The sequence below is a fragment of the Arthrobacter sp. BPSS-3 genome (assembly GCF_044628475.1).
Classification (GTDB): Bacteria; Actinomycetota; Actinomycetes; order Actinomycetales; family Micrococcaceae; genus Arthrobacter.
Window position 1 is genome coordinate 77,875 of record NZ_JBIMMV010000009.1, and the last position, 23,708, is coordinate 101,582.

At 70.3% G+C, this 23,708-nt stretch carries 24 protein-coding genes; 13 read left to right on the forward strand and 11 right to left on the reverse strand.

What is annotated here, in order from left to right:
* Window positions 1-67 precede the first annotated feature (67 nt).
* The 3 genes from ACFVY3_RS14305 (at window position 68) to purM (ending at window position 3,335) form a co-directional block, all read left to right on the forward strand.
* Window positions 68-397: a hypothetical protein gene (locus ACFVY3_RS14305; protein ID WP_400160217.1), complete on the forward strand. Its 330-nt coding sequence runs from the start codon at window positions 68-70 to the stop codon at window positions 395-397.
* Between the two features lie 89 nt (window positions 398-486).
* Window positions 487-2,175 carry an amidophosphoribosyltransferase gene (purF, locus tag ACFVY3_RS14310; RefSeq protein WP_290256334.1) on the forward strand — a complete coding sequence of 563 codons (1,689 nt, stop codon included), beginning with the start codon at window positions 487-489 and terminating at the stop codon, window positions 2,173-2,175.
* A complete protein-coding gene (gene purM, locus ACFVY3_RS14315) occupies window positions 2,172-3,335 on the forward strand; it encodes a phosphoribosylformylglycinamidine cyclo-ligase (RefSeq protein WP_400160218.1) in 1,164 nt (387 codons plus the stop codon). Before purF ends, purM begins: the two co-directional genes overlap by 4 nt.
* A gap of 91 nt (window positions 3,336-3,426) precedes the next feature.
* Here the strand turns inward: purM and ACFVY3_RS14320 are convergent, their stop codons facing one another.
* The gene (locus tag ACFVY3_RS14320) at window positions 3,427-4,206 is read right to left on the reverse strand and encodes a VOC family protein (RefSeq protein WP_400160219.1); all 780 of its coding nucleotides are present in this window, start codon (window positions 4,204-4,206) and stop codon (window positions 3,427-3,429) included.
* 138 nt (window positions 4,207-4,344) lie between these two features.
* Window positions 4,345-4,578, reverse strand: a complete 234-nt coding sequence (locus ACFVY3_RS14325; RefSeq protein WP_290256489.1) for a DUF3073 domain-containing protein — start codon at window positions 4,576-4,578, stop codon at window positions 4,345-4,347.
* Window positions 4,579-4,865: 287 nt separating this feature from the next.
* On the opposite strand from ACFVY3_RS14325, the gene ACFVY3_RS14330 reads away from it, so the two are divergent.
* Window positions 4,866-5,741 carry a septum formation family protein gene (locus ACFVY3_RS14330; RefSeq protein ID WP_400160220.1) on the forward strand — a complete coding sequence of 292 codons (876 nt, stop codon included), beginning with the start codon at window positions 4,866-4,868 and terminating at the stop codon, window positions 5,739-5,741.
* A 27-nt stretch (window positions 5,742-5,768) separates the two neighbouring features.
* Here the strand turns inward: ACFVY3_RS14330 and clpB are convergent, their stop codons facing one another.
* Together clpB and ACFVY3_RS14340 are read right to left on the reverse strand one after the other, a co-directional pair.
* On the reverse strand, window positions 5,769-8,426 hold the full coding sequence (gene clpB, locus ACFVY3_RS14335) for an ATP-dependent chaperone ClpB (protein WP_400160221.1): 2,658 nt from the start codon (window positions 8,424-8,426) through the stop codon (window positions 5,769-5,771).
* A 133-nt stretch (window positions 8,427-8,559) separates the two neighbouring features.
* On the reverse strand, window positions 8,560-9,177 hold the full coding sequence (locus ACFVY3_RS14340) for a flavin reductase family protein (protein ID WP_400160222.1): 618 nt from the start codon (window positions 9,175-9,177) through the stop codon (window positions 8,560-8,562).
* Between the two features lie 64 nt (window positions 9,178-9,241).
* Between ACFVY3_RS14340 and ACFVY3_RS14345 the strand changes: the two genes are divergently transcribed.
* From ACFVY3_RS14345 to ACFVY3_RS14375, 7 genes are all read left to right on the forward strand, one after another.
* Window positions 9,242-9,940 carry an ArsR/SmtB family transcription factor gene (locus ACFVY3_RS14345; RefSeq protein WP_400160223.1) on the forward strand — a complete coding sequence of 233 codons (699 nt, stop codon included), beginning with the start codon at window positions 9,242-9,244 and terminating at the stop codon, window positions 9,938-9,940.
* Window positions 9,941-10,048: 108 nt separating this feature from the next.
* Window positions 10,049-11,107: a LacI family DNA-binding transcriptional regulator gene (locus tag ACFVY3_RS14350; RefSeq protein ID WP_400160224.1), complete on the forward strand. Its 1,059-nt coding sequence runs from the start codon at window positions 10,049-10,051 to the stop codon at window positions 11,105-11,107.
* 100 nt (window positions 11,108-11,207) lie between these two features.
* The gene (locus tag ACFVY3_RS14355; RefSeq protein WP_290256342.1) at window positions 11,208-12,527 is read left to right on the forward strand and encodes an MFS transporter; all 1,320 of its coding nucleotides are present in this window, start codon (window positions 11,208-11,210) and stop codon (window positions 12,525-12,527) included.
* Between the two features lie 80 nt (window positions 12,528-12,607).
* Window positions 12,608-13,372 carry an SDR family oxidoreductase gene (locus tag ACFVY3_RS14360; RefSeq protein ID WP_290256343.1) on the forward strand — a complete coding sequence of 255 codons (765 nt, stop codon included), beginning with the start codon at window positions 12,608-12,610 and terminating at the stop codon, window positions 13,370-13,372.
* A 20-nt stretch (window positions 13,373-13,392) separates the two neighbouring features.
* Entirely contained in the window at window positions 13,393-14,325 is a 933-nt protein-coding gene (locus tag ACFVY3_RS14365; RefSeq protein WP_290256344.1) for a 3-keto-5-aminohexanoate cleavage protein, read from the forward strand.
* Window positions 14,326-14,329: 4 nt separating this feature from the next.
* Entirely contained in the window at window positions 14,330-15,349 is a 1,020-nt protein-coding gene (locus ACFVY3_RS14370; RefSeq protein WP_400160225.1) for a glycerate kinase, read from the forward strand.
* A 139-nt stretch (window positions 15,350-15,488) separates the two neighbouring features.
* Window positions 15,489-15,986 (forward strand): carboxymuconolactone decarboxylase family protein, encoded by a 498-nt coding sequence (locus ACFVY3_RS14375; RefSeq protein ID WP_364134325.1) that lies wholly within the window; start codon window positions 15,489-15,491, stop codon window positions 15,984-15,986.
* Here the strand turns inward: ACFVY3_RS14375 and ACFVY3_RS14380 are convergent.
* Genes ACFVY3_RS14380 through ACFVY3_RS14400 form a run of 5 tightly spaced genes read right to left on the reverse strand, consistent with a single transcriptional unit; the run spans window position 15,983 to window position 20,240 of the window.
* Window positions 15,983-17,062 (reverse strand): SDR family oxidoreductase, encoded by a 1,080-nt coding sequence (locus ACFVY3_RS14380; RefSeq protein WP_400160226.1) that lies wholly within the window; start codon window positions 17,060-17,062, stop codon window positions 15,983-15,985. The genes ACFVY3_RS14375 and ACFVY3_RS14380 overlap by 4 nt on opposite strands.
* 37 nt (window positions 17,063-17,099) lie before the next feature.
* Window positions 17,100-18,191, reverse strand: coding sequence for a sulfate/molybdate ABC transporter ATP-binding protein (locus ACFVY3_RS14385; RefSeq protein ID WP_400160227.1), 1,092 nt, complete (start codon window positions 18,189-18,191; stop codon window positions 17,100-17,102).
* Complete coding sequence (locus ACFVY3_RS14390; protein ID WP_400160228.1) at window positions 18,188-18,991, reverse strand: ABC transporter permease; 804 nt, start codon at window positions 18,989-18,991, stop codon at window positions 18,188-18,190. Before ACFVY3_RS14390 ends, ACFVY3_RS14385 begins: the two co-directional genes overlap by 4 nt.
* Window positions 18,992-19,038: 47 nt before the next feature.
* Entirely contained in the window at window positions 19,039-19,803 is a 765-nt protein-coding gene (gene modA, locus ACFVY3_RS14395) for a molybdate ABC transporter substrate-binding protein (protein WP_400160229.1), read from the reverse strand.
* On the reverse strand, window positions 19,800-20,240 hold the full coding sequence (locus ACFVY3_RS14400; protein WP_400160230.1) for a molybdopterin-binding protein: 441 nt from the start codon (window positions 20,238-20,240) through the stop codon (window positions 19,800-19,802). The genes modA and ACFVY3_RS14400 overlap by 4 nt, the downstream gene beginning before the upstream one ends.
* Window positions 20,241-20,400: 160 nt before the next feature.
* Between ACFVY3_RS14400 and ACFVY3_RS14405 the strand changes: the two genes are divergently transcribed.
* Entirely contained in the window at window positions 20,401-21,735 is a 1,335-nt protein-coding gene (locus ACFVY3_RS14405; protein WP_400160231.1) for an FAD-binding oxidoreductase, read from the forward strand.
* A 9-nt stretch (window positions 21,736-21,744) separates the two neighbouring features.
* The gene (locus ACFVY3_RS14410; RefSeq protein ID WP_290256353.1) at window positions 21,745-22,614 is read left to right on the forward strand and encodes a DUF4031 domain-containing protein; all 870 of its coding nucleotides are present in this window, start codon (window positions 21,745-21,747) and stop codon (window positions 22,612-22,614) included.
* Between the two features lie 13 nt (window positions 22,615-22,627).
* On the opposite strand, the gene ACFVY3_RS14415 is transcribed toward ACFVY3_RS14410, so the two are convergent.
* Together ACFVY3_RS14415 and ACFVY3_RS14420 are read right to left on the reverse strand one after the other, a co-directional pair.
* Window positions 22,628-23,143 (reverse strand): SRPBCC domain-containing protein, encoded by a 516-nt coding sequence (locus tag ACFVY3_RS14415; RefSeq protein ID WP_400160232.1) that lies wholly within the window; start codon window positions 23,141-23,143, stop codon window positions 22,628-22,630.
* Between the two features lie 42 nt (window positions 23,144-23,185).
* Window positions 23,186-23,587: a YccF domain-containing protein gene (locus tag ACFVY3_RS14420; RefSeq protein ID WP_377971490.1), complete on the reverse strand. Its 402-nt coding sequence runs from the start codon at window positions 23,585-23,587 to the stop codon at window positions 23,186-23,188.
* Window positions 23,588-23,708: the final 121 nt, after the last annotated feature.

Consider the following 23,708-nt stretch of genomic DNA (forward strand, 5'->3'; position numbering starts at 1 on the left):
TCGGGGCCGCCCCGGTCCGGTATCGGCGCGGGATCCGCACCGGCCGGAGGACAGTAGGCTTAAAGGCATGGCTCCCGAAGACACCCCCGTAGCGCCCGAACGCCGATCCGTCACCGTCCGCCGCGCTCCGAAGTACGTCCCGTTCCTGATCGCGGGCGGCCTGCTAGGCATCGTCGTGGCGGCGGTGATCGCCTACGGGATTCCCACCAGCGACCAGAGCTATGACGCCAACGCCGTCTTCGGGTTCTTCCTGACCTTCTGCATCGCCGGCGGAGCGATTGTGGGCGCCGTCGTCGCGCTGATCCTGGACCGGGTCAGCGTGCGCCGGTCCGAGCGCGCCGTCGTCGAATCCGTCCCCGATTCGGTGCCGGACACCGATAACGAAGACCGCGCCTAGGCAGGCAACGAAAGGGCCCCTCATCCCCCGAGGGGTCACATTCGATCCCCTCGGAGCGGCACCGCCACTCAACGTGAGATAATCGACCAGTGGCACGCGGCGACGGAAAACTTTCTCATGACCTTCTCTCTGGCGAAAAAGGCCCGCAGGACGCATGTGGCGTCTTCGGCGTCTGGGCTCCCGGCGAAGAGGTAGCAAAACTCACCTATTACGGGCTGTACGCGTTGCAGCACCGTGGCCAGGAGTCGGCTGGCATTGCGACCAGCGACGGCAAGCGGATCAACGTCTACAAGGACATGGGCCTCGTGTCCCAGGTCTTCGACGAGACCACGCTGAACACCCTGACCGGGCACCTCGCCGTCGGCCACTGCCGGTACTCCACCACCGGCGCGAGCCACTGGGCCAACGCCCAGCCCACCCTGGGTGCGACTGCCACCGGCACGGTGGCCCTGGCCCACAACGGCAACCTCACCAACACGGCCGAGCTCAAGGCCATGATTATGGACCGCAACGGCGGCCAGCTGACCGGTGAGATGAAGCAGGGCAACACCTCGGACACCGCCCTGGTCACCGCCCTGCTGGAGGGTGAGGAGGGCAAGTCCCTCGAAGAGACCGCCCTGGAACTGCTGCCTAAGATCAAGGGCGGCTTCTGCTTCGTCTTCATGGACGAGGGCACCCTCTACGCGGCCCGCGACACCTACGGCATCCGCCCGCTGGTCCTCGGCCGGCTGGAGCGCGGCTGGGTGGTCGCCTCCGAGCAGTCCGCCCTCGCCACGGTGGGTGCGAGCTTCATCCGCGAGATCGAGCCGGGCGAATTCATCGCCATCGACGAACAGGGCGTCCGCTCCCAGCGCTTCGCTGAGGCGACGCCGGCAGGTTGCGTCTTCGAATACGTCTACCTGGCCCGTCCCGACGCCGCAATCGCCGGCCGCTCGGTCTACGAATCCCGCGTGGAGATGGGCCGCCAGCTGGCCCGCGAGAACACCCAGGAAGCGGACATCGTCATCCCGGTCCCGGAATCCGGCACCCCCGCCGCCGTCGGCTACGCCGAGGAATCCGGCATCCCGTTCGCCCACGGTTTCGTCAAGAACGCCTACGTGGGCCGCACGTTCATCCAGCCTTCGCAGACCCTGCGCCAGCTTGGCATCCGGCTCAAGCTGAACGCCCTCGAATCCGTGATCCGCGGCAAGCGCGTGGTGGTGGTGGACGACTCGATCGTCCGCGGCAACACCCAGCGCGCGATCGTCCGGATGCTCCGCGAGGCCGGCGCCGCCGCCGTGCACGTGAAGATCTCCTCCCCGCCGGTCAAGTGGCCCTGCTTCTACGGCATCGACTTCGCCTCCCGCGCCGAGCTGATCGCCAACGGCGCCACCATCGAGGAGATTTCCCAGGCCATCGGCGCGGACTCGCTGGCCTACATCTCCGAGGACGGCATGATTGGCGCCACCCGGCAGCCGCGCGAACGCCTGTGCACCGCCTGCTTCACCGGCAAGTACCCGATCGAACTCCCCGGCGCGGAGAAGCTCGGCAAGAACCTGCTCGAGCGCACGGAAGCCAAGAGCCTGCCCGCCATGGCTGCCACCCCCGGGACCCCGGGCGCCACCTCCGGAGCCACGGCCGACGCCGACGCCGCCATCCCGGTCGGCGAGGACCCGGCGGAGAAGGCCGGCGCCACCGGCTGCGACCCGGGCCCGGATGCCGAGTTCGAAGGACTGCTCACCGACGCCGACCGCGTCCCCGCCGACCAGCTTGATGCCGACAAGAAAGAGCCAGTATGACTTCCGCCTCCCCGGCCGCTGACACCAACGACGCCGGAACCCCCGGCATCACCTACGCCTCCGCCGGCGTCGACGTCGAAGCGGGCGACCGCGCCGTCGAACTCATGAAGGACGCCGTCAAGGCCACGCACAACTCCTCCGTGATCGGCGGGGTGGGCGGCTTCGCCGGCCTGTTCGATGTCTCCCGGCTGCTGACCTACCAGCGTCCCCTGCTGGCCACCTCCACCGACGGCGTCGGCACCAAGGTCGCCATCGCCCAGGCCATGGACGTCCACGACACCATCGGCTTCGACCTGGTGGGCATGGTGGTGGACGACATCGTCGTCGTGGGCGCCGAACCGCTCTACATGACCGACTACATCGCCTGCGGCAAGGTGGTCCCCGAGCGCATCGCGGACATCGTCCGCGGCATCGCCGCCGCTTGCTCGGTGGCCGGCACCGCCCTGGTGGGCGGCGAAACCGCCGAGCACCCGGGCCTGCTGGGCGAGCACGAATACGACGTCGCCGGCGCCGCCACCGGCGTGGTCGAGGCCGACTCCCTGCTGGGCCCGGACCGCGTCCGCTCCGGCGACGTGGTGATCGGCATGGCCTCCTCCGGCCTGCACTCCAACGGCTACTCCCTGGTCCGCCGCGTCATCAACCACGCCGGCTGGGCGCTGGACCGCGAGGTCTCCGAGTTCGAACGCACCCTGGGTGAGGAACTGCTGGAGCCCACCCGTGTCTACGCCGCGGACTGCCTGGACCTGGCCCGCACCTTCCCGGTCAATGGTCCCAAGGGTGTCCACGGCTTCAGCCACGTCACCGGCGGCGGCCTGGCCGCCAACCTGGCCCGCGTCCTCCCGCAGGGCCTGCTGGCCACCGTGGACCGCTCCACCTGGCAGCTGCCGGCCATCTTCAAGCTGGTCTCCGAGCTGGGCAACGTCCCGCTGGCCGACCTGGAGCGGACCCTCAACGTGGGCGTCGGCATGGTCGCGATCGTCTCGCCTGAGGCCGCCGACGCCGCCGTGGCCCACCTGAACGCCCGCGGCCTGCCGTCCTGGGTCATGGGCACCGTCGGGGAGAACTCCGACTCGATCGACAAGTCCGGCCCGGATTACGTCCAGGGCGCCAAGGGCGTCGACGGCGGCGCCGTGCGGATGGTCAACGCGTACGCCGGCTAGTTACTGAACACCGTCCGGGCGCTTCCCAAGATCGTGGGGAGCGCCCGCGGCGTTTAAGCGTGGAGGCCGTGAGGTCCGCGTCGGGAGGGGCCTAGACCTCCAGCAGGCTGATCACGCCGCCCTGGGGGTCCCGGATGGTCGCGATGGTGCCGGCTTCCTCGACATCCTCCGGCTCCACCAGGACGGTGGCGCCGGCGGCGCGGGCCGCTTCCACGGCCGCGGGGACGCTGTCGACGCCGAAGTACACCTGCCAGCCCGGGTCCAGGTGCTTATCGCCGGCCGGGACAGTGGCGATCCCGGCCACCTCGACGCCGTCGACCATCAGGGTGGTGTAGGTGCCGCCGTCGTCCTGCGGGTACTCGGTGACGTCGTGGCCGAAGAGCGTCTGGAAGCACCCGACGGCGCGCTGCGGTTCAGGCGTGAGGAGCTCCACCCAGGACAGTGCCCCGGCCTCACCGGCGCGGGCGGCCCCGATGTGCGTGCCCGGCTGCCAGGCTCCGGTGGCGCCTCCGCCGGGAGGGGTGAAGAAGACCATGGTGCCGGTGTCACCCACCGCTTCCGGGCCGAAGTCCACCGCGCCTCCGGTGTGCGGCACGTCCGCGGCGAGCCCGGCGGCGTCGTCCACGGCGAAGTACACGTTCCACTGTGCCGGGGTACCGGACTGGCCCTGCGCCGGGTTCTGCGGGGCAATCACGGACACCAGGTCCCCGCCGAGGAACGCCTGAGCATAGCTGCGGCCGTCCGGGGTGGGCAGGTCCTCGAAGCGCCAGCCGAACAGCGCGCCATAGAACTCCTTGGCCGCCGCGACGTCAGGGGTCTGGAGATCCGCCCAGCACACCTCGCCCGGGGCGTAGGCCTTGTGAAACGCCATGCTGGCTCCTTTCAAACGGTCCCGGCAACGGGAATCGGTGAGGGCATGCGAAAGCCCGCCGGGCACACCCAGTAAGGGTGCGCCCGGCGGGCTGAAAATCACGTCCGGCGCTCAAGGACCGCGCCGGAAAGGGAACGACTAGCCGATGCGACGGGTGTCAACCTCGTCGTCGTCTTCTTCCACATCGTCCGCGTACTTATCCACGTAAGCCGAATAATCCGGTTCAACCGGTTCATCCGCGAAGTGGCTCGAGGGACGACTTCCCGGGCCCGTCAGCTCGCGCTGCAGGGCGGAATAGTCAGTGTTCGGGGAGTAGTACTTGATGTCCCGAGCCTGCTTGGTAGCTTTTGCCTTTTGACGGCCGCGCCCCATGGCGTGACCCCCTTTTGTACTTGGACCGGAGGTGGTCACCTTGGCGATCGGTGAGGCCCCGGAATGATTGGTCAATTTGTCGTACACCTAGATTACATGCTTTCGGCAGGTACCGCTTGCCGGCGGAGGCTAAAGGCACTTCCCCGGCCTTCTCCGCCGCGCACGCGCGAGGTTACCGGAACGTAACCTTCGTGGCATATTCGATAGAGTCTCCTGATGGGCCTCCCACCAGCGGGGCCCAGCCGGACCGTCAGGCTGGCCAGATGCACTGAAAAGGTGGGTTCCGAGTGAGCGAAAAGCCGGACAGCGACGCTACGGCCGGGGACGGCAATACCCGTAACCCCGCAGTTCCGCCGGTGAACGCCGACGGCGACGGGGCACCCCAGGCACCCCGCGCGCCCTTCGGCACCGTCATTCCGCCCCGGCCCGCCGCCCCGCCGACGTCGTCCTTCGCCAGGGTCCCTGCCGCCGACTCCCCCGCCGACGAACATGCCGGCGAACCCGCCCCGCAGACCGCAACGAACCGCACCCGCCGCACCTCCCCCACGGGACAGGTGGGGCAGCTGCTCTCCGACCGGATGGGCCAGCTCCGCGCCTCGGGCGCCGTCGCCAAGGCCCGCGGCCTCGCGGCCCGGGCCACGGCAGCCGTGCGCCGCCCCGGCCGGACAAAGCTGATCGCCGGCGTCGCCGCCGTCGTCGTCCTGGCACTGCTCATCTGGTGGATCGCCGCGCTGGCGGGCGGCTCCCGGGACTCGGGTGCGCCCGCGCCCGCCGGCAGCTCCGCGTCCCCCACCGCCGAGCGGGGAGCGCTGCCGCTGGAGAACGTCAGCCCGCTGGACTACCGGCTGGGCGACTGCTTCAAGGACTTCGACGCCAACGCCGCCAAATCCACCGTGGTCGCGTGCGACACCGCGCATTCGGCGCAGCTGATCCAGGTCGAGTCCTATGCCGCCTCGGACGCCTACCCCGGCCGGGACGTGCTGAAGCAGAAAGCGCTGGACGCCTGCAAGGCCGCGCAACTGACCGAGAAGTCCGGCAATTACGCATTGAGCTACAAACTCGCGTACCCCAGCTCATCGAGTTGGGGTACGGGAGACCGGCGGGTGGACTGCTACGCCGCCTCGGACGCCGGGAACGTCATCATGGAGTCCCTGCTGCCGTAGCGGTCCGGCCGGGTTGGTCTTTCGACGCTAGTCCTTGCGGCGGACCGAGAGCCCGCTGCCGGTGGAGGCGCCGCCGTCGGGCCGGGCGGAGACGTCCGGGCCGCCCATGGTGAGCTCCATCAGGTCCGGAGCGGTGTCCACCAGCACTGTGTCGCCATCGGCGATCTCTCCGGCGAGGATGGCCTTGGCCAGCCTGTCGCCGATCTCGCGCTGCACCAGCCGGCGCAGCGGGCGGGCGCCGTAGGCCGGGTCGTAGCCGGTAACGGCCAGCCAGGCGCGGGCCCCCTCGGAGACCTCCAGGGTCAGGCGGCGGCCCTTGAGCCGTTCGCCCAGCTCCTTGACCTGTAGTTCCACGATGTGGGCGAGCTCCTCCACGGTCAGCGGGTCGAACAGGACCACCTCGTCGAGCCGGTTCAGGAACTCCGGCTTGAAGGAGGCGTGCACGGTGGCCATCACGGCGTCCCGCTTGGCGGCGGCATCCAGGGTCGGGTCCACCAGGAACTGGCTGCCAAGGTTGGACGTCAGCACCAGGATCACGTTGCGGAAGTCCACGGTGCGGCCCTGCCCATCGGTGAGACGGCCGTCGTCGAGCACCTGCAGGAGGATGTCGAAGACCTCCGGGTGGGCCTTCTCCACCTCGTCGAGGAGGAGCACGGAGTACGGCCGGCGGCGGACGGCCTCGGTTAGCTGGCCGCCCTCTTCGTAGCCGACGTAGCCCGGAGGGGCGCCGACCAGCCGGGCGACGGAGTGCTTCTCCGAGTACTCGGACATGTCGATCCGGACCATGGCGCGCTCGTCATCGAAGAGGAAGTCGGCCAGGGATTTGGCAAGCTCGGTCTTGCCGACGCCGGTGGGGCCGAGGAACAGGAACGAGCCGGTGGGCCGGTTGGGGTCGCTGATGCCGGCGCGGGCGCGGCGGACGGCGTCGGACACTGCGGTGACGGCCTTGGTCTGGCCGATCAGCCGCTCGCCCAGGACATGCTCCATCTCCAGCAGCTTCTGGCTCTCGCCCTGCAGCATGCGGCCGGCGGGGATGCCGGTCCAGGCTGAGATGACCTCGGCGATGTCGTCGGCGGTCACCTCGTCGGCCACCATCTGCCCGGACTTGTCCGGCACGGCGGCCTCGGCCTCGGCGGCGGCGGTCAGCTCCCGCTCCAGCGCCGGGATCTCGCCGTAGAGGATGCGGGAGGCGGCCTCCAGGTCGCCCTCGCGCTGGGCCTTGTCCGCCGCGGACCGCAGTTCATCGAGCCGGGCGCGCAGGTCACCTACCCGGTTGAGGCCGGCCTTCTCCGACTCCCACCGGGCGTTGAGAGCGGCCAGCTCTTCCTTCTTGTCCGCCATGTCCGCCCGCAGGGCCTCGAGCCGTTCCACCGACGCCGGGTCGGTCTCGCCGGTCAGGGCGAGTTCCTCCATGGTCAGTCGGTCCACCTGGCGCTGCAGCTGGTCGATCTCCTCCGGCGCGGAGTCGATCTCCATCCGCAGCCGGGAGGCGGCCTCGTCCACCAGGTCGATGGCCTTGTCCGGCAGCTGGCGGCCGGAGATGTACCGGTTGGAGAGGGTCGCGGCGGCCACCAGCGCGGAGTCGGCGATGGAGACCTTGTGGTGGGCCTCGTAGCGTTCCTTGAGGCCGCGGAGGATGCCGATGGTGTCCTCGACGCTCGGCTCGCCGACAAAGACCTGCTGGAAGCGGCGCTCCAGGGCCGGGTCCTTCTCAATGTTCTCGCGGTATTCGTCCAGCGTGGTGGCACCGATCAGGCGCAGTTCGCCGCGGGCCAGCATGGGCTTGAGCATGTTGCCGGCGTCCATCGAGCTGTCACCGGAGGCGCCGGCGCCCACCACGGTGTGCAGTTCGTCGATGAAGGTGACGATCTGGCCCTCGGAATTCTTGATCTCCTCCAGGACCGCCTTCAGCCGTTCCTCGAATTCGCCGCGGTACTTGGCCCCGGCCACCATGGAGGCCAGGTCCAGGGCGATCAGGGTCTTGCCGCGCAGGCTTTCGGGCACGTCGCCGGCGACGATGCGCTGGGCGAGGCCCTCGACGACGGCGGTCTTGCCGACGCCGGGCTCGCCGATGATCACGGGGTTGTTCTTGGTGCGGCGGCTGAGGACCTGGATGATGCGGCGGATCTCGGCGTCGCGGCCGATCACCGGGTCCAGCTTGCCGGAGCGGGCGACGGCGGTCAGGTCCGTGCCGAACTTCTCCAGGGCCTGGAAGGTGTTCTCCGGGTCCGCGTTGTCCACCTTGCGGTCGCCGCGGACCCCGGGCAGCGCGGCGAGCAGCGCCTCGTGGGAGGCGCCGGCCTCACGCAGCAGCCGGCCGACGTCGTCGTTGCCGGACGCGAGGCCCAGCAGCAGGTGCTCGGTGGAGACGAAGGTGTCGCCGAGGCGCTCGGCCTCATTCTGGGCGTTCTTGATCGCCTGCATGGCGGTGCGTGACAGCTGGGCCTGCTGCACCGAGCTGCCCGAGGTGGACGGGAGGGCCTTGATGGCGGAGCTCGCCTGGACGCTGACGGCATCCGGATCCGTGCCCGTGGCGCGCAGCAGCGCGACGGCGACGCCCTCGCGCTGGTCCATGAGCGCCTTGAGCAGGTGCGCCGGCTCCAGCTGCGGGTTGCCGGCCGTCGAGGCGTTCATGGCTGCAGCCGAAAGAGCCTCCTGGCTCTTGGTGGTGAATTTGGCGTCCAAAGAGAGCTCCTTCCGGGTGGGACTGATTGCTAAGTTGAGTGTACCCCGCTCAACTTTTTCCAGACCCTCTGTGGCTCCATGTTTGCCCACGGCGAAACCGCTGTCTAGGGGCGCAGGTTCCCCGCGCCCCCGACTACCGCGCGGGGGCGGCGGCGGCCGGGAACCGCTGCTCGGCCCGGCGGTTTTCCCCGAGGTGCCTACCCTGCCCGAAGTAGTGCCGGAAGGTATAGAACACCGGCGACCATGCCGCGACATCGACGCGGCCGGAATCGAGCACCAGGTCATGCCGGGCATGGACCCGGCGGACCCGGACCTGGACCGCGTGCAGGCCCTCATCCAGCGGCCAGGCGTTCTCCAGGCCCGCCTCGATGTGGACGGGGGCTTCGGAGATGCGCTGCGGTGCCACTGTCTCGCTCGGCATCGGCGTCCATCCTGCCAGGGACCACTTATCCGGCTCCGACCGGTACATCCCGGCCTTTTCCCGGGGGACCTCCGGCGAGCCCGTGGTCATGGCGATGCGCTCGATGCTGCCGGCCATGGCCTCGTCCGGGAGGTTCAGAACCACCTCGCCCGTCCGGATGAGGTTGGCGAACCCCTGGTGCAGCGAACTCAGGCCGAGGACGAAGTGGTCCCCCAGCGACCACGCCGATGACATGGGCGTGATGTTGGTGCTGCCGTCGGGATTCTCGGTGGTCAGGAGGGCCACCAGCGAGCCGAAGTAATGGGCGCCGGGCGTAATGGTGCTGAACATGGGTCAATCCTCACCGCTGGACAGTTCGCCGCTGGCCAAACCGTGCCCGTGATTAGATCGAAGGATGCCGTCACAGTGGGCCGAGGATCTCGCGTCGATTGCCCAGGCCATGGGAAACGCGTCGCGGGCAACCATGCTCGTGGCCCTGATGGACACCCGCGCCCGGACCGCGGCCGAGATGGCCGCGAGCGCCGGCATCAGCCGCGGCACGGCCACGGCGCACCTCAACCAACTGGTGGACGCCGGCCTGCTCGAGGAGGTCCGGCAAGGGCGGCACCGCTACGTACGCCTCAAGAACTCCGCCGTCGCCGGGGCGATTGAGGCACTGATCGCCCTGGCCCCGCCCGGCCGCCCGGCCGCCTCGAGTTACCGGGAGCACAAGCACGACGCCGAACTGCAGCACGGCCGCACCTGCTACGGCCATCTCGCGGGCGCCCTGGGGGTTGCGCTGGCCCTGGACTGGCGGCGCGCGGGGCTGGTCACTCCCACTGGATGGGATCTCACGGACGCCGGACACGCGTGGTCCCGCTCGTTGGGGATCGAACTCCCGGCACACCCGTCCCGCCCGCTCGTCCGGCCCTGCCTCGACTGGACCGAGCGGCTCGACCACGCCGCCGGAATCCTGCCCGACCTCCTGGTGACGACGGCGCTGGAGCACGGGTGGCTGAGGCGGGGATCCCATCCGCGCTCGATCCGCCTGACGGCCGAGGGTGCGCAGGTCTTCGCCCGGGAGGGGCTGCTAACGACCCTCCCCGGCTTGTAGGCCGGGCGCTGAGGAGTGCCGGGGGCAACTTAACGTTGCTTAACGCTCAAGCGGCAAAATAGCGTAACTGACGTCACATCACGCCAACACCAGTGAAGGAGGCCCGTGATGCAGGACCGCACCCTCACAGTATCCGCGGATCGCCCTCTTTCGCCGGTATCCGCGGCGGCGGTGGCCAGGGCCGCCGGCGTGTCCGCCGCGTCGGTGTCCTACGTCTTGAACGGCAAGGCCGGGGTTTCCCCCGAAACCCGGCGACACATCATCCACGTGGCCAACGAGCTGGGCTTCAGGCCCCGTAAGTCCTCGCAGTCCACGGACCTGCAGCGCAGCCGGGTGGTGGGACTCATCCTTCCGAACATCATCAACCCGATGTTCCCGCGCTGGGCCCAGGGGGTCATCTCCTCCGCGGCCGACTCCGGCTATGAAGTCTTCGTGGCCACCACCCAGGACGACCCCGAGATCCTGGCCCAGGTCACGGCCACCCTCGCCAACCGCGCGGTGGACGGCGTCATCCTCGCCGCCTCACTCCGGGACGATGCCCGCGCCCTCCGAACCCTGAGGGCCGCACGCATCCCCTACGTCTGCCTGTCCCGGCGGGCCGACTTCCTCGACGCCGACTTCGTCGGCATCGACGACGACGCGGCCGCGACCGAGCTGATGCAGCACATGCTGGGCCACGGCTACACGGAAATCGCCACCGTGATCGGGCCGCGCGTCTCCACGGCGTCGCTGGCCCGCGAGCAGGCGTTCGTCCGCACGGCGGCCACCGCCGGCGTCGTCATCAGCGGGGACCGGAAAATCAGCACCCGCGTCAACAACGAAGGCGGCCGACTGGCCGCCGAACGGCTCTTCGCCGGCGGCAACCCGCCGCGCGCCGTGGTCTGCGGCAGCGACGAACTCGCCATTGGCGTCATGGAGTACGCGATGGCACGCGGCCTGCGCATCCCGGAGGATGTGGCGGTGGCCGGCTGCGACGGGCTGCCGCACAGCCGCTCCGGACTGATCAACCTCACCAGCATCGTCCAGCCGCAGCAGGACATGGCGCAGGAGGCCTTCGCCATGCTGCTGCAGCGCATCGATGCCCCGTCCCGCAGCTACACCTCCCTGGTCTGCCCCCACCGGCTCCACGTCGGCCGCACCTGCGGCTGCCCACCGGCAGGCGCCTGACCTTCCTTCCCGTTCACCCCGCACCACCAGCCAGTATCCGGGCTGCCTTCCGGCTGCCCGGCGTCCCATCAACCTGACCCCAATTCAAGGACGAAGAACCATGTCAGTTGTTTCCGCACCAACGACGATGCGTACACCGCAACAAATCAACGGCGTCATCCTCCGCAGGGTCATGCCGCTGCTCATCGGCGCCTACATCATGGCGTTCCTGGACCGCACCAACATCGGCATGGCCAAGGACCGCCTCGAGATCGACCTCGGGATCTCCGCCACCGCGTACGGCATCGGAGCGGGCCTGTTCTTCCTGACTTACGCCCTCTCCGAGATTCCGTCCAACCTCATCATGCACAAGGTCGGCGCACGCTTCTGGATCATGCGGATCATGATCACCTGGGGCCTGATCTCCGCCGGAATGGCCTTCGTCCAAGGCGAATGGTCGTTCTACATCATGCGGATGCTGCTCGGCATCGCCGAGGCCGGCCTCTTCCCAGGCGTCATGTACTTCCTCACCCAGTGGTTCGTGGTCAAGGACCGCGCCAAGGCCAACGGCATGTTCCTGCTCGGCGTCTCGATCGCCAACATCGTGGGCGCCCCGCTCGGCGGCCTGCTCCTGACCATGGACGGCTTCGCCGGCCTGCACGGCTGGCAGTGGATGTTCCTGGTGGAGGGCCTCCCCGCCTGCGTCCTCGCCTACGTCGTCTGGAAGAAGCTGCCGGACCGGCCCAGCAAATCCACCTTCCTCACCGCCGAAGAAGCCGCCGACCTCGAGGCCCGGATCGCAGCCGAGGAGAAGGCCGGCGCGGAAGCCTCCGGCAACCACCGGCTCCTCGACGCCATGAAGGACAAGCAGATCCTGCTGGTCGTCGGCGTCTACTTCGCCCACCAGATCGCCGTCTACGCCCTGTCCTACTTCCTGCCGTCCATCATCGGCACCTACGGAAAGCTCAACCCGCTGCAGATCGGCCTGCTGACGTCCATCCCTTGGATCTTCTCCGCCGCCGGAGCCCTGCTGCTGCCCCGGTTCGCCACCGACGCCAAGCGTTCCCGGCTCCTGGTCACCGGAACCATGACCGGCATCATCGCCGGCTTCGCACTCGGCGCCGTGGGCGGCCCGCTGCTGGGCATGATCGGCTTCTGCCTGGCCGCATTCAACTTCTTCGCCCTGCAGCCGATCCTCTTCACTTACCCGGCAACCCGCCTCAGCGGCTCCGCCCTGGCCGGCGGCATCGCCTTCGTCAACACCATCGGCCTGCTCGGCGGGTTCCTCGGCCCCTACGTCATGGGCTTCATGCAGGACGCCACCGGCTCCAAGCTCTCGGGCCTGTGGTTCATCGTGGCCGTGTGCATCGTCGGGGCACTGCTGTCCCTGCTGCTCAAGCGGGGCACCGAAACCCCGGACACCGTCCCCGCCGCCCACTAGCCGGCCTCCCACACTCCGTTCCGCCGGTACCGCCCCCAAGGGCCGGCGGAACGGTCCCACTCCCACCGCAAGGAAAAGTCATGGATTTCACCGCCAAACGCGTTCTGGTCACCGCCGGTGCCAACGGCATCGGCCTGGCCATCGCCACCAAGTTCAAGGACCTCGGAGCCAGCGTCTTCGTCACCGACATTGACCCCGACGCCGTCGAGAAAGCGCAGGTCAACGGGCTCTCGGCCGCCGTCAGCGACGTCTCCGACGAAGCGCAGGTCCGCGAACTCATGGACACGGTGGCCGCGGAACTCGGCGGCCTGGACGTGCTGGTCAACAACGCCGGGATCGCCGGGCCCACCGGCCCGCTGGAGACCCTCGACGCCGGCGCCTGGAAGGCCACCTTCGACGTCAACATCCACGGCCAGTTCTACTGCATCAAGCACGCGCTTCCGCTGCTCCGGCAGGGCACCGACGCCTCGATCGTGAACCTCTCCTCCGCCGCCGGCCGGCTCGGCATGGCCGGCCGCAGCGCGTATTCCGCGTCCAAGTGGGCCGTCGTAGGGCTGACCAAGACCCTCGCGATCGAGCTGGGCCCGGACCGGATCCGGGTCAACGCCATCTGCCCGGGCGCCGTCAACGGCCCCAGGATCGACGCCGTCATCGCCGCCAAGGCGCAGATGCTCGACCTGCCCGAGGAACAGGTCTCCGAGCTGTACCACAACCAGTCCTCGCTGGGACGGCTGATCGAGGCCGAGGACATCGCCAACATGGCCGCCTTCGCCGCGAGCGACCTGGCCCGCAACGTCAACGGCCAGGCCCTCGCGGTCGACGGCAACACCGAGAAGCTGTACTGAGTCCCGAAGGAGCGATTCCCATGGCTGCTGCACGCAAAGTCATCATCACCAGCGCCGTCACCGGCGCCATCCACACCCCCTCCATGTCCCCGCACCTGCCGGTCACCCCGGACGAGATCGCCGACGCCGCGATCGGCGCCGCGGCGGCCGGCGCCGCGATCGTGCACATGCACGCCCGCGACCCGAAGGACGGCCGGCCCTCCCAGGACCCGGATCACTTCGCGCCCATCCTGGACAAGCTCAAGCGCAACACCGACGCCGTCATCAACATCACCACCGGCGGCTCGCCCCACATGAGCGTGGAGGAGCGGATGCAGCCGGCCGCGCTGTTCAAGCCGGAACTGGCCTCGCTGAACATGGGGTCGATGAACTTCGGCCTCTACCCGATGCTGGACCGTTTCACCGAGTTCGGCCACGAGTGGGAACGGGAGGGTCTTGAGAAGAGCCGCGACCTGGTCTTCAAGAACACCTTCCAGGACATCGAGACCATCCTCGGCATCGGCAACGAGAACGGCACCCGGTTCGAATTCGAGTGCTACGACATCTCCCACCTGAACAACCTGGCCCACTTCCACGCCCGCGGGCTGGCCCGCGGACCGCTGTTCGTGCAGTCCGTATTCGGCCTGCTCGGCGGCATCGGGGCTCACCCCGAGGACCTCATGCACATGCGCCGCACGGCGGACCGCCTGCTGGGCGAGGACTACCAGTGGTCCATCCTGGGCGCCGGCAAGAACCAGATGCCGCTTGCCACGATCGGTGCGGCGATGGGCTCACACGTCCGCGTGGGCCTGGAGGACTCGCTGTGGATCGGCCCCGGCCAGCTCGCCGCGTCCAACGCCGAGCAGGTCACCCGGATCCGCACGATCCTGGAGGCGCTCAACTTCGAGGTGGCAACCCCGGACGAAGCCCGTGAGATGCTGCAGCTCAAGGGCCGTGACCAGGTCGGATTCTAGGGCCGTGGCCATCCTCGTCGCCCCGGACAGCTTCAAGGGCACCTTCGCCGCCGGCGAGGTCGCCGCCCACATCGCCGCCGGAATCCGTTCAGCGGGAGGAACCGCCGTAGAGCTGCCGGTGGCCGACGGCGGCGAGGGAACCTTCGAGGTGCTGGCCCGCAGCCTGGACGCCCGGCCGGTCCGGGTCCGCACCGTGGGTCCCTGGGGCGACGACGTCGAGACGGTCTTTGCGCTGGCCTCCGACGGCACCGCCGTCGTCGAACTCGCGTTCGCCAGCGGATTGAACCTGCCCACCGCCGGCGACCGGGATCCCGTCCGGGCCAGCACGTACGGGACCGGGGTGATGATGGCCGAGGCCGTCCGGCACGGGGCGCGGCGCCTGCTGGTGGCCGCCGGCGGCTCCGCCACCACCGACGGCGGCGCCGGGGCCATCGCGGCGATCGAGGACCGCGGCGGCCTCAACGGCGCCGAGGTGGTGGTCCTCAGCGACGTGACCACCCGTTTCGGCGACGCGGCCCGGGTTTTCGGGCCCCAGAAGGGAGCCGGACCGGCCGAGGTGGAGACGTTGACTCTGCGGCTCGAGGCCCTGGCGGACCGGTTCTCCCGGGACCTGGGCCGCGACCCGCGGGCCGTGGACCGCACGGGCGCCGCCGGGGGATTCTCTGGCGGGATGTGGGCGCGGTACGGGGCCCGGCTGGTCTCCGGCGCGGACCATGTCCTTGACCTGCTCGGCTTCGACGCCCTGGCCGCCGCCAGCGAGGCGGTGGTGGTCGGCGAGGGCCGGCTGGACTCCCAGACCGGGCAGGGCAAGATCATCGCCGCCATCCTGGCCCGGAGCGGCGCCACCCCGGTCCACGCCGTCGTCGGCTCCCTCCACGAGGACCTGGGTGCCTACGCGGAGAACTTCGCCGGGATCACGGTCGCCAGCACCGGCAAGGACCTCGTGGCGGCCGGGGCGTCACTGGTCAGGGCCGGTTCGGCGGGCGCCCCGCAGACTGGCGTATCCCCGTCCACCCCCGCATAGCAAACGATCCGGCTGTCGGTTCCCCCAAGGAACCGACGACCGGATCGGATAAGTGCTACACACAGAGTGTGTCACACATATGACAAAGTTGTCACATGCTGCTCTGCGGGTCCGTCTGGCGTGTCGGTACGCTGGGGTCATGAAAGAGACTTCCGCCGCAGAGCACGGCGATCGCAACAGTTCCCCCGGCCGCCTGTTTCTGGACAAGGAGCACCCCGCCGCGTGGCGGGCCCTCAACGGCCTGGGCCTGAAGGCCAAGGAGGCCGCGACCGAGGCCGGCCTGGACCAGGCGCTGATCGAACTGTTGAACGTGCGGATCTCGCAGATCAACGGCTGTGCGTTCTGCCTGGACCTGCACGTCCACGACGCCGTCAAGAACGGTGAAACCGCTCAGCGCCTGGCGGTCCTGCCGGCCTGGCGGGACACGGATCTGTTCAGCGCCAAGGAGCGGGCCGCCCTGACCCTCGCCGAGGCGATCACCGACATTTCGGACCAGGCGGCCCGGGAACACGAGGGCTGGGCGGCCCGGCAGCAGCTGAGCGAGGCGGAGTTCTCCGCGATCAGCTGGCTGGCAATCGCCATGAACGCCTTCAACCGGGTCTCGATCGTCAGCCAGCACCCGGTCCGCGCCCGCTAGGGAATCAGCCGGTCCGCCCGGAACCTGTCGAACAGATCCGTGAACGAGTCGAGGGTGCGGCGGTACCCGGTGAACCCGGCCACCCGGCTCTTACTCATATCCGCCAGCACCTCGATAATGCGGCCGAGGTCGCCGTCGGTGTGCCACCAGGACGAGACCCGGCCCAGGTCCGGCTCCGCAAGGACGTTCCGGGCCGCGAGGTCCGCCCAGGTCTGCTCCATGCCCTGCATCTGGATTTCCAGCGGCCGGGGTTCGCCCTCGAAGCCGACGGGTTCGACGCCGAAGTAGGCGGCCAGCCGCGGCCACATCCAGCGCCAGCGGAAGACGTCGCCGTTGACCACGTTGTACGCCTGGTTCGCCGCGCCGTCGTCGGTCGCCGCCCAGACCATGTGCTCGGCCAGCAGGCCGCTGTCCGTCATGTCCGTCAGGCTGTTCCACTGCGTTTCGGAGCCCGGGAAGATGAACGGCCTGCCGAGTTCCTTGCAGAGCGAGGCCTGCACGGCGAGGGTGAGGCCCATGTTCATCGCGTTGCCCACGGCGTGGCCGATCACGGTGTGGGCGCGGTGCACGGACCAGGTGAAGCCCTGCCGCTCCGCGGCGGTCCAGAGCTCGTCCTCCTGGTTGTAGTAGAAGTTGGCGACCGGCAGCCGGGGCTCCTCCTCGTGGAACGGCGTGTCCGGCATCTCGCCCTCGCCGTAGGCCTCGAACGGGCCGAGGTAGTGCTTCAGGCCGGTCATGAGGGCAACGTGGCGGACGGGACTGTGCGCGACGGCGCCCAGCAGGTTCCTCAGCAGCGCGGCGTTGACCCGGATGTTGTCCTGTTCCGTGTCCTGCCTGGACCAGGCGGTGAAGAACACGTGGGTGGGCCGCTCGCCGGCCAGGGCCGCGGCAAGGCTTTCCGGGGAGCCGAGGTCCGCCGCGATGGAGCGGGCACCGGGGAGGACGGCACCGCTGCGGGTCAGGGCCAGGACGTCCCAGCCGGTGCCGGCGAGGAGGTTGACCAGGGCCGATCCGGCGATCCCGCTGGCGCCGACCACCAGCGCGGTGTGTCCTTGGCCTGTTTCAGAGTGCTGCACGGTATTCCTCCTGGTTGCGGGTGGGGCTCCCTCCACCCTAGGCCGGATAGATCGCGACCGCCGCCGCCTTGACCACGAAGTAGGCCCGAACCCCCGGGGCCAGGGACAGGTCCGCCGACGCGGCGGGGGTGATGTCCGCGGCGAGGTCGCCCGCCCTGACCCTGGTCTGGTCACCGTGCGGCTCCAGGTCCGTGACGGTGACGGCGAAGGCGTTGCGCGGGCTGCCGTGCGGCTGGTCCGGGAAGACGGAGACGGCCGACGGCGGGAACGCCGCCACGCCTGCCTGGCCCGGGATCGGGGTGTCCTCGTGCCGGCCAGCAAGCTCTGTCACCGGGGAACCCTGGGCACCCGGGCCTCCCGGCCCTCCGCCGGCCGGGTCCGGCAGCAGTCCGGCAGCCGTCACGGTGCCGGGGACCAGGTTGAGCCCGGCCAGTCCGGCGGCGAACCTGCTCCGTGGCCGCGTGAGCACCTCGCGGGTGGGCCCCTGCTCCACGATCCGGCCCGCCTCGAGCACCACGACCGTGTCCGCGAGCATGTAGGCGTCCAGGACGTCGTGGGTGACGATGATGGCGCGGCGGCCGGTCAGGACCCGTTTCAGCAGGCGCCGCAGCAGGGGCGCGGCGTGGACATCCAGGGCGGCCATCGGCTCGTCCAGCAGCAGCAGGCCCGGGTCGGCCGCGAGCGCGCGGGCCACCGCCACCCGCTGGGCCTGGCCGCCGGAGAGTTCGCCGGGCCGGCGGCCGGCCAGGTCCGTGGCCTCGACCTCGGCCAGCCAGCGGGCGGCCGCATCCCTGGCCGCGGCGCGTCCGGCGCCGGCGCTGCGGGGGCCGAAGGCCACGTTGTCCAGGGCGGTCAGGTGTGGGAAAAGAAGGGCTTCCTGGGCAAGCAGCGCGGTTCCGCGGCGGTGCGGCGGGGTCCACACCGTGCGGCCGCCGCCGAGGTGGAACAGCGGCCGGCCGTCGAGCGCGGCCGCGCCCGAGTCCGGGCGGATCAGGCCGGCGATAACGGAGAGCAGGGTGGATTTTCCGGCGCCGTTGGGACCCAGGATGGCGACGGTCTCCGCAGCGCCCAGGGTCAGCGAGACGTCCAGGCCCCGGTCCGAGACCACGGCATCGAGGGTGAACGTCATTGCCTCGCCTCCGCCGGTTCGGCGTTCGCGTTGCGGGACGGCGCGGCGGACGGAGTACCTTGCCCGCGGTAGCTGACGCCCACGACGATGACCGCCACGGCCACCAGGAGCAGCGACAGGGCCACGGCGGCATCCGCATCGGTCTCCCGTTGCAGGTAGATCTCCAGCGGCAGGGTCCGGGTGATGCCCTGCAGGCTGCCGGCGAAGGTGAGGGTGGCGCCGAACTCGCCCAGGCTGCGGGCGAAGGAGAGGACCGCCCCGGAGGCCAGGCCGGGCAGCACCAGCGGCAGCGTGACACGCCGAAGTACGGTTCCGGGACGGGCGCCGAGCGTCGCGGCCACGGCCTCGTAGCGCTGGCCGCCGGCCCGCAGCGCCCCCTCCAGGCTGACCACCAGGAACGGCAGGGCGACGAACGTCTGCGCCAGGACCACTGCCGTCGTGGAGAAGGCAATCTGGATGCCCGCCACCTCCAGGCCGCGGCCCAACAGCCCCTGCCGGCCGAAGGTGTACAGCAGGGCGATGCCGCCCACCACCGGCGGCAGCACCAGGGGCAACAGCACGAAGGACCGGAGCAGCCGCTGCCCGGGGAACTCGCCGCGGGCCAGCACCAGCGCCAGCGGCACTCCCAGCAGGATGCAGAGGACGGTGCTCGCCGCCGCCGTCCGCAGGCTCAGGCCCAGCGCCGTCAGGGAGGCATCCGAGGTCACCAGCGGCAGGAAGTTGGGCCAGTCGACACGGGCCACCACGGCCGCCAGGGGCAGCAGGATGAACGCGGCGGCGACGACGGCGAGCGCCGCCACCCAGCGTGGGATGCCGCTGTAGTCGTGGCGTCTCGCCCCCGGGCGCCTCACGGACGCCCGAACCCGGCGTCGGCCAGCACCTTCTGGCCCTCGGCACCGGTGACCTCGTCGAGGAAGGCCTGCGCCAGGTTCTTCTCGCGGCCGCCCCGCAGGGCCGCGATCGGATAGGTATTGACGGCGGACGCGGCCTCCGGGAAGGGCACGCCCTTGACCTTGCCCGCCGCGCCCAGGACGTCCGTGACGTAGACCAGTCCGGCGTCGGCCTCCCCCGACGCCACCTTGCCGAGGACGTCGGTGACGGCGGATTCCTCGCTCACCGGCGCGAGGCGCATCCCGGTCTTGCCTTCGACGGCCACTGCGGCCGCGCCGCACGGCACCTGCCGTGCGCAGACCACCACGCGGGTGCCCGGCCTGGCCAGGTCCCCGAAGGACGTGATGCCGGCGGGATTGGCTGGCGGCACCGCGATGGTGAGGGTGTTGGTGGCGAAGTTCCGCGGGCTGCCCTCGGCGAGCCCGGCGCCGGTCACCTTGGCCATGTTCGCGGGGTCGGCGGAGGCGAAGACGTCCGCCGGGGCGCCCTGGCCCAGCTGGGTGGCGAGGTCGGAGGAACCGGCGAAGCTCAACGTGACCTTAGAGCCGGGGTGGCTGGCCTCGAAGCTGCGGGCGAGCGCCGTGAAGGGGGCCTTGAGGGAGGCCGCGGCGAAGACGGTGAGGACCCGTGCCCCGGAGCCCGAGCCGCCGGTGGCGCCGCAACCGGCGGTGCCCGCGGCCAAGGCTGCGGCCAGGAGGATGGCGGCTGTTCGGCGGCTCATGCCTGGGTCTTCCCGTTCGGGCCGCCGCCGTGCGGGCCGCTTCCGTGCGGGCTCTCGATGATCACCGTGGTGGCTTTGACGACGGCGGTGGCGACGGAGCCGAGTTCCAGCCCGAGGTCCCGGACGGCCTCGCTGCTCATCAGCGACACCACCCGGAATGGTCCGCACTGCAGCTCCACCTGCGCCATGACCGTGTCCGCGGTGATGCCGGTGACCAGGCCGACGAACCGGTTGCGGGCCGAACTGCCGCCGCGGGACGGGTCCTCGGGGAGCCTTGACTGGTCCCGGGCCACGCCGGCGAGCTCCAGCCCGTCCACCACCAGCCGGCCGGTGTCGTCCCGGTGCGGGGTCAGGGTTCCGCTCTCGGTCCAGCGGCGGACGGTGTCGTCGCTGACGCCCAGGAATCGGGCCGCTTCGGAGACGCGAAAAGTAGGCATGGCGCCACTATAGTCCGCATATGCGGATGTGGTGACCCGCTAGGACCGCATCTGAGGCTTTCCGATGGGCGCCGCGGGCCCCGGCTGACCATAGTTCCGCCGGCCCATCCGGCCTACCATGGGAGGGTGGGGTGGGCCCCGGTCGGCTAGGAGCACAGCCATGGAATGGGTCCGGCCGGAGGACACGGCCTACGACGAAACGCGTAAACTCTTCAACGCCATGATCGACCGGCGCCCGGCCGTCATCGCCCGATGCGCCGGCGCCGCTGACGTGGCCGAGGCCCTCGAGCACGCCCGAGCCAACATGCTCGACGTCGCCGTCCGGGCCGGCGGGCACTCGGTGGCGGGAATGTCCACGAACGACGGCGGACTGGTGGTGGACGTCCGGCCGATGAAGTCCATCACGGTGGACCCGGACAACCGCACCGTCACGGTCGGCGCCGGGGTCACCTGGGGCGAATTCGACCGGGCCACCCAGGAGCATGGGCTGGCCAGCACCGGCGGACGGGCCTCCACCACGGGCGTGGCCGGCTTCACCCTGGGCGGCGGATCGGGATGGCTGGAGCGTTCCTACGGCTTCGCCTGCGACAACCTGCAATCTGTAGACCTGGTCACCGCGGACGGAGACCGCGTCACGGCGAGCGCCGTCGAGAATCCGGAGCTGTTCTGGGCCCTGCACGGGGGCGGCGGCAATTTCGGCGTGGCCACCGGCTTCACCTTTGGGCTGCACGACCTGGGGCCCACCGTGCACGCCGGCATCATGCTCTTCCGTGGCGAAGACGCACCCGACCTGGCCCGCGCCTACCGTGACATCTCCCTGAAGGCACCGGACGCCGTCGGCACGGCACTGGTGTTCCTCACGGCGCCCCCGGAACCCTTCGTTCCCGAGGATATGGTGGGCAAACCCGCCGTCGGCCTGGCATACCTCTACGCCGGCGACCCGGCTGCCGGGGCCGAGGAGGCCGCCCCGTTCCGTGCGCTGGGGCCCGCCGTCGACCTGGTGGGCGACATGGACTACACCGCCTTCCAGTGCATGATCGATGACCCGCCCGACCTCTACCACTACTGGAGCGCCGAGTACCACGACGAGTTGCCGGACGCCGCGCTGGACGTGATCGTGGATGCGGCGAGCCGCCTTCCCGGACCCCACTCCCAGCACCTCGTGGCCCGGTGGGGCGGCGCCGTGGCCGGCCCCGCAGCGGCGCAGACTCCGCTGCAGAACCGCGGCGCCCAGTGGGTGACGCACCCGTACGGCATGGAGGCGTCGGCGGCGGCCGCGGAGGAGGCCAAGGCCTGGGTCAAGCAGTTCCGTCGGGACATCGCCCCCTACGCCAACGGCGGAGTCTGGCTGAACTTCGTCGGTGACGAGGGCCGGGACCGGGTCCGTGCCGCCTTTGGCGAGGAGAACTACGGGCGGCTGGCCCGGGTGAAACGCGAGTTCGATCCGGAGAACGTCTTCCGCGGCAACCAGAACATCCTGCCGGCCGCCTCGTAAACTGCCGGAATGGCCATCTACATCGATCCCCCGCTCTGGCCCGCCCACGGCACCGTCTTCTCGCACCTGGTGTCCGACAGCTCCCTTGAGGAGTTGCACGCGTTCGCGGGGGCGGCGGGAATCCCGGAGCGGGCGTTCGACGGCGACCACTACGACGTCGCCGAGGCCCGCTTCGACGCGCTGGTGGCCGCCGGCGCCATCCCGGTGGAGGGCCGGGTCTTGGTGCGCAAGCTGATCGCCAGCGGACTCCGGATTCCCGCCCGGAGGCGCAACGGCTCCCTGAAGCTGCCGCTCCTGACGCGCTGGAACGAGACCCTGCCCGGCCACGACGCGCTCTTCCTGGACCTCCTGGACCGGTGGGGTGAGGAGCACCGGAACTACCACGGCCGCACCCACCTGCTCGCGGTGCTGGAGGCGCTGGACTGGCTGGCCGCTCCCGGCCTGCCGTCCCGGACGGTGCGCCTGGCGGCCTGGTTCCATGACGCGGTTTACCACGGGATCGCGGGCGAGGACGAGGAGGAGTCCGCGCGCCTGGCCGAGGAACGGCTGGCCCACACCGGCCTGCCCGACGGCGAGGCGGAGGAGGTGGGGCGGCTGGTGCGGATGACGGCGGACCACCGGCCCGAGCCGGGCGACGACGCCGCGGCCCTCCTCAGCGACGCCGACCTCTCCATCCTCGGGAGCGACCCCGCAGAGTACGCCCGCTACCTCGCGGCCGTGCGGAAGGACTTCGCGCACATCGGCGACGCCGACTTCGCCGCCGGCCGCGCCGCAGTCGTCCGGCAACTGCTGGCACAGGAGCCGCTCTTCCACACCAGGCGCGGGCGGTCCCTCTGGGAAGACACCGCGCGGCGGAACCTCGCGGGCGAACTGGCTTAGGCTCCGGGCCGCCTCACCGGTCCCCGGAACCGCCGGCTGTGCGGCGGAGGTGTTCGGCGAGACGGTCGAAGGATTCGCGCCAGCCGGAGCCGTGGGTGTCCCGGTGGTCGGCGGTGTCGAAGGGGCCCTGGGTGAAGACCAGGCGGGTGCCGCCGTCGATATCCTCGAGCCGGAAGGCGCCCTCGGTTTCGAAGCCGCGGGTTCCGTCCACCTTTTCCCAGGCATGGGTGAAGACGAACAGTGTGGGCGGCTCGAGATCGGTGATTACTCCGCTGAACCAGTGTTCCTGGCCGGTCGCGTCCTCAAGGAGGCAAGCCCGGTACGGGGTGCCGATTTCCAGGTCCGCGTCGATCGTTTCGCGCAGTGCCCGGAAGCCCCGCGGCCCCCACCAGAGGGCCGCCTGGTCCGGATCGACCAGCGCCGCCCAGACAGCACGGGCGGGCACCTGGAACTCGCGGGTGATCACCAGCGTGAGCTCGTCCTGTTCCGGCACGGCCTCCGCACCGGTGGATTCTGCGTTCTCCAGCATTGCCCTCTCCCTCCGCGCTGCGGCGACGGTTGAGCCTGTTTCCTAGCGGTAGACGCCGGCGAACGGCCGGTCCGTCGTGACGATCTGCTTGCCCAACGGCATCAGGGACACCGGGATCAGCTTGAGGTTGGCGATGGCCAGCGGGATCCCGATGATGGTCACGGCCATGGCGAACGCGGTCACCACGTGGCCCACGGCGATCCAGATGCCGGCCACCAGCAGCCAGATGACGTTGCCCAGCAGGGACAGGGCACCGCCGCCGCCGGGCCGGTCCACCACGGCGCGGCCGAAGGGCCACAGGGCGTAGGACGCGATCCGGAAGGAGGCCAGGCCCCAGGGGATGGTGACGATCAGCAGGCAGCAGACGACGCCGGCCGCGAAGTAGCCCAGCGCGAGCCACAGTCCCCCGAACAGCAGCCAGATGATGTTGAGCAGAGTCTTCATGGCACCATTCTCCCCCGCCGGCGGTGGATCTGTCCTCGGGGATGGCCCTGAACCGCCCCTGAATCCGTGGCCCCGGTGTGGACGCCGGCGCCGGGCACTGTCCGGGGACGCGTGCCCCGGT